We start from the raw sequence: 4,738 nt of genomic DNA on the forward strand, positions 1-4,738 counted from the left end.
AGAATTACACTATCCAGTCACAATCAGCAACAGGATATTACAGCCTTAGCCGAAGCAATGGAATACCATTTTCCAAAAGCTTTGGAAGAAACCAATAACAGTGAAAACAAAATCAGACAGGCTTTTGGAATTGACAGTAAAAAAGCTGAAAATATTTTAGAATCAAAAGAGAAGGAGCTCTTTATTGAAGAAAAAATTACAATTCAAGATATCCAAAAATCAGAATGGAATCAATACATGGGAAAGCAAAACATTTTCGATTGGGAAGGAATGGTTTATTTAGAGAATACATTCAGCCAGCATCCAGACCCAACTAATCAATGGGATTTTTACTATTACACCATTAAAGATAAAAAAGGTAACATAGTACTAATGACCTTTTTCACTTATGGTCTTTGGAAAGACGATATGCTGGCAACTGAATCTGTCTCTATCCATTTGGAAGAAATAAGAAAAACCAATCCTTTATACCTCACCTCAAAAGTATTGGGTATGGGCTCTCTATTCACCGAAGGAAATCACTGCTTCATCAATCAAGAACATCCTCTAGCCGATAAAGCATTAAAACTATTATTGGATAGTATAGAAGAAAAATATAATGCACTAAATGCAGATATGTTGGTTTTAAGAGATTTTAAAAAAGACAACAACTACAACAAAACAATACTGGATCAAGGGTATTTCAAAATTGATATGCCGGAATCCTGTGTGGTGCAAAACCAAATATGGAATACTAATGAAGAGTTTGCAAATGGATTATCACTACGCTCTCGGAAACATTTCAACAAAGAGATAGAGCCTTATGAAAAGTACTATGATGTTGCAATAAAAGATAAATTAAGCAAATCAGAAACTGTCAGAGCTTATCAACTCTATAAAAATGTAAAAGAAAACAATTATGCAATTAATACATTTCTATATACACAGGAGGTTTTTGAAAACATGAACGAAAGTCCAAATTGGGAGTTTATCGTTTTAACATTGAAAATAGACAATGAAAATCCATTTGTAGGAGTTATGTTTTGCTATAAAAATAACAATCAAACCTATGTCCCAGAATTAATAGGAATGGATTATAAATGGGCAAAAGAATACCAGCTCTACAGACAATTGTTGTTTCAAACCATCAAAAGAGCCAATGAATTACAATTTCAAAAAATAGACTTTGGAGTCTCAGCATCTTTTGAAAAAAGAAAATTAGGAGCCAAAATAATTCCAAAAGTAGCTTACATCCAGACAAGGGATAATTACGCTATGGAACTTATGAATACTTTGCAAAACGATTATAAATCAATTGCAAAAGACAAAAGCATATTGACAACTAATATTTAAAAAAATGTTTAAAAAAACGATTGAATCATTTAATGGCTCATGCAATGAAATATTGGAAGCAACCGAAACGATGCAGAATAAAGCAAGTAACGGAATTATATTGTGCAACAAAACATTGACGAACTTAAAAGAAATAGTGGATAAAAAAGATTTCAATACTGTTCCAGAAGAGATTGATTTTTTCAAAAATATCAAACCAATCCCCATGAGTTTATTGATTTATTTTACCGAAGTGCGTTCCTGCGAACTAAGAATGCCTAAAGCGGGTAACTCCTATAAAGTTCAATTCTTTCAAAAAGAATTGCGAAAAATCAATAAGTTCTTTTATAAAAATGCAGACTTTGTGCATTACATGGAACAGGGAAACAGTTACTTAGATCATCAGTTCTTTACCCGAAACCATCGCGATAATTTCCCGTTTACACCCATGACGGATTACTATCAGTTTCCGGAATTTTCGACCTCACAAGACATGCTTTGGGCAAAAATAAAAGCGATGTATAGATTTATTCATTACATCCGTCAAGCACTAAAACGGCTAAAAGTGGATGATTCTGAAATCTTTGAAGAAAAAAAACACAAAGTATTGGTATGGACAGGACCAAAAACGGCCTTGACAGAATTAATCTATGCCTTATTTTCAAACGGCACAATCAATCATGGTGCGGCAGACATCAATATGATAACGGCATCCTTTGAAGATTTTTTCAACATCAAACTGGATAATATCTATAAAACCTACACCGAAATCAAAGCCCGTAAGAGCAGCAAGACAAAATTCCTGGAAGAATTAACGCTAAACCTACAGCAAAAAATGGCTAGAGAAGACCTAGATTAAATACGTAACTACGAAACTTAACAAGCAGTAAATCCTATATTTAAAAGGAGATACTGCTTTTTTTACGGTATAATCAGTCAAAGAATTGAGTAAAAAAAGAGAATATTTTTAAATAGGCTAAAGCACCTATTTTTTTTAAGGGTAATTTCCTAGTAAAACCAAGACTTTACAATTTTTAAATGTTAAATTTTTTCGGTACTACGAAAGCCATTGGGATAAAATCCAACAAAAGCTATAGAATTTTGTAAAAACAAACTAAACAGTAGTAATCTAAAAAAAAAATCATGGCAGCATCCATTATTACAATAGAAGACCTTTACGAATTCAAAGTCGAGCTATTGCAGGAAATAAAAAAAATGCTTCAATCAACCGAACCAAGCAATAGCAAAAAATGGCTCAAATCCAAAGAAGTTATTAAGCTTCTAAACATTTCTCCAGGAACACTCAAAAATCTCCGCATCAACGGTACACTATCTTATACCAAAATCGGAGGCACCATTTATTATGAAAATCAAGAGATAGATAAACTACTGGAAAAGAATAAAGTCAACTCTTTTTCCAATTTATCTGAATAATTCTACAACCACACCTATAATAAAAAAATGCAATTAACAATCCCTTAGTAGCTTATAAAAAATGAACTATATCAAACACCTCACTGGTTTCTTCGATAAAATAATCCAAGACTCAAACCTAAATCCAACCCACATTAGCTTATACATGGCACTATTCCAGTTTTGGAATGTCAACCGTTTTAAAAATCCAATAAGTATAACCCGTGAAGAAATCATGCATATAAGCAAAATTTGTTCAAAGGCAACCTATCACAAATGCATGAGAGAATTAAATGAAAAGAAGTACATAAAGTACATGCCTTCGTTCAATCCTTTTAAAGGCAGCATGGTAGTACTATTCAATTTTTCAGAAGAATCAAAACCAGTTCAAAAAAGAGCAAGCAGCAATCCAAAGAATAATGCAAAAAATGAACAGCCTCTGAACAGGCAAGAAACAAGTAATGAAACAGGCACTGAACAAGCACTGGTATCTTCTTTAAACAATATAAACAAAACAAACATTTCAAACAATTTAAACTTGGGAGAACCATCTCAACATTTCAAAATGCATGTAGCTTTTTCCAATTATGAAAAAAACAAAATAGAAAAAGATTGGCCTATTGATAATTTACCAATCAAAGAAAAAAAAGGAAAAATAAAACCTACTTTCGACGAAATCAAAACCTACTTCGAACAGCAAAACTTTCCTGAAATTGAAGCTCAAAAATTCTTTAATTACTTTTCCAGCAACGGCTGGCTTGTTGGTGGCAAAACCCCAATGGTAAGCTGGACAGCGGCAGCAGAAAACTGGATGCTTAACGCAAACAAATTCAATCCCAGTGAAAAACCCACCAGAGCAAAACACCTTAACACCCCCATCAACAAGGACTATGCAGAACCTCTTTAATTCCCCTTTCATTTCAACTTAGCTTCTTAGTCACTCAGAATCTTAGCAACTAACATGAAAACAAACTCCCGATACAATTACCAGGAAATAATCATTTGGCTCGAAAAAAAAGGGGCAGAATTATACGGAAATCATTTCAAAATCCAAGAAACAGACCATCCCATAATATACAAACTCATTGCCTATTTCCTCAGAGACGAACCAAGTTGCCTTCAATACAAGATCGACCTCAGTAAAGGAATAATGTTATCCGGCCCTGTGGGCTGTGGTAAAACATCATTGATGTATTTGATGAAACACCTCACCCCTGCAACTCACAAATTCTCCGTAAAACCATGCCGGGACATCAGTTTCGAATTCATCAGGGACGGTTACGAAATCATTCACAAATACAGCAAATCATCTCCAAAAACAATTTGCTTCGATGATCTGGGAACAGAAAACAATCTCAAATACTTCGGCAATGAATGCAACGTCATGGCCGAAATACTATTATCGCGCTACGACCTATTCATTACGCGTAAACTCCAAACCCACATCACAACCAACCTATCCGCTTCCGAAATAGAAGAAACCTACGGCAACCGTGTCCGCTCCCGATTGCGCTCCACACTAAACCTCATAGCCTACGACAAAGACACCAAAGACAAACGATAACATTTTCCTAAAATACTATCTCTACAATATTGTCCTCCTTGACTAAGGAAATAACTCCACAATCCAAGCAAAACCAACACCACGATAAACTCATGAAAATGTCTTTGGTCGCCCTTATATTTTTGCACCAAAAATCACGGTAAGGATTTGTGCGCTGGCCGCCGGGAGTGCCCCCTAGCGTAGCGGCTGGGGGCGCGCTAAAGAAATCCGTCCGATGATTTTTGGTGCAAAAATATTCAGGCTTGATCTTTTGTTTCTTTTCCATCAAGGGAAAAGAAAAAATGTTCCTATTTAGCTAAAAACATGTTGTGTTCCTCAACGTTTAATCTTTTGTTTCTTTTGAAATCATAGATTCACGAACTCCAATAAATTATTAACTAGTGAGTAATCAAGACAAATCGAAGATTCAGCGAACACCACTTAAAATAAAAATTAAGTGAGCTAAAAGAA

General features: G+C 34.4%; 5 protein-coding genes. All 5 read left to right on the forward strand.

Annotation, left to right across the window (positions count from 1 at the left end; all coding sequences use genetic code 11):
- Positions 1-1,332: GNAT family N-acetyltransferase (locus tag VFS71_RS13835; RefSeq protein ID WP_326401945.1), on the forward strand; the 1,332-nt coding region annotated here is incomplete at its 5' end.
- A gap of 4 nt (positions 1,333-1,336) precedes the next feature.
- Positions 1,337-2,170 carry an RteC domain-containing protein gene (locus VFS71_RS13840; RefSeq protein WP_326401947.1) on the forward strand — a complete coding sequence of 278 codons (834 nt, stop codon included), beginning with the start codon at positions 1,337-1,339 and terminating at the stop codon, positions 2,168-2,170.
- 284 nt (positions 2,171-2,454) lie between these two features.
- Positions 2,455-2,745: a helix-turn-helix domain-containing protein gene (locus tag VFS71_RS13845; RefSeq protein ID WP_326401949.1), complete on the forward strand. Its 291-nt coding sequence runs from the start codon at positions 2,455-2,457 to the stop codon at positions 2,743-2,745.
- Between the two features lie 61 nt (positions 2,746-2,806).
- The gene (locus VFS71_RS13850; RefSeq protein ID WP_326401951.1) at positions 2,807-3,631 is read left to right on the forward strand and encodes a transcriptional regulator; all 825 of its coding nucleotides are present in this window, start codon (positions 2,807-2,809) and stop codon (positions 3,629-3,631) included.
- A gap of 54 nt (positions 3,632-3,685) precedes the next feature.
- Positions 3,686-4,288: an ATPase gene (locus VFS71_RS13855; protein ID WP_326401953.1), complete on the forward strand. Its 603-nt coding sequence runs from the start codon at positions 3,686-3,688 to the stop codon at positions 4,286-4,288.
- Positions 4,289-4,738: the final 450 nt, after the last annotated feature.

This window comes from Flavobacterium sp., assembly GCF_035760125.1.
Taxonomy (GTDB): Bacteria; Bacteroidota; Bacteroidia; order Flavobacteriales; family Flavobacteriaceae; genus Flavobacterium.

Coding starts and splice junctions, on each gene's coding strand:
- VFS71_RS13840 (WP_326401947.1), top strand. CDS start 1,337: ATGTTTAAAAAAACGATTGAATCATTTAATGGCTCATGCAATGAAATA.
- VFS71_RS13845 (WP_326401949.1), top strand. CDS start 2,455: ATGGCAGCATCCATTATTACAATAGAAGACCTTTACGAATTCAAAGTC.
- VFS71_RS13850 (WP_326401951.1), top strand. CDS start 2,807: ATGAACTATATCAAACACCTCACTGGTTTCTTCGATAAAATAATCCAA.
- VFS71_RS13855 (WP_326401953.1), top strand. CDS start 3,686: ATGAAAACAAACTCCCGATACAATTACCAGGAAATAATCATTTGGCTC.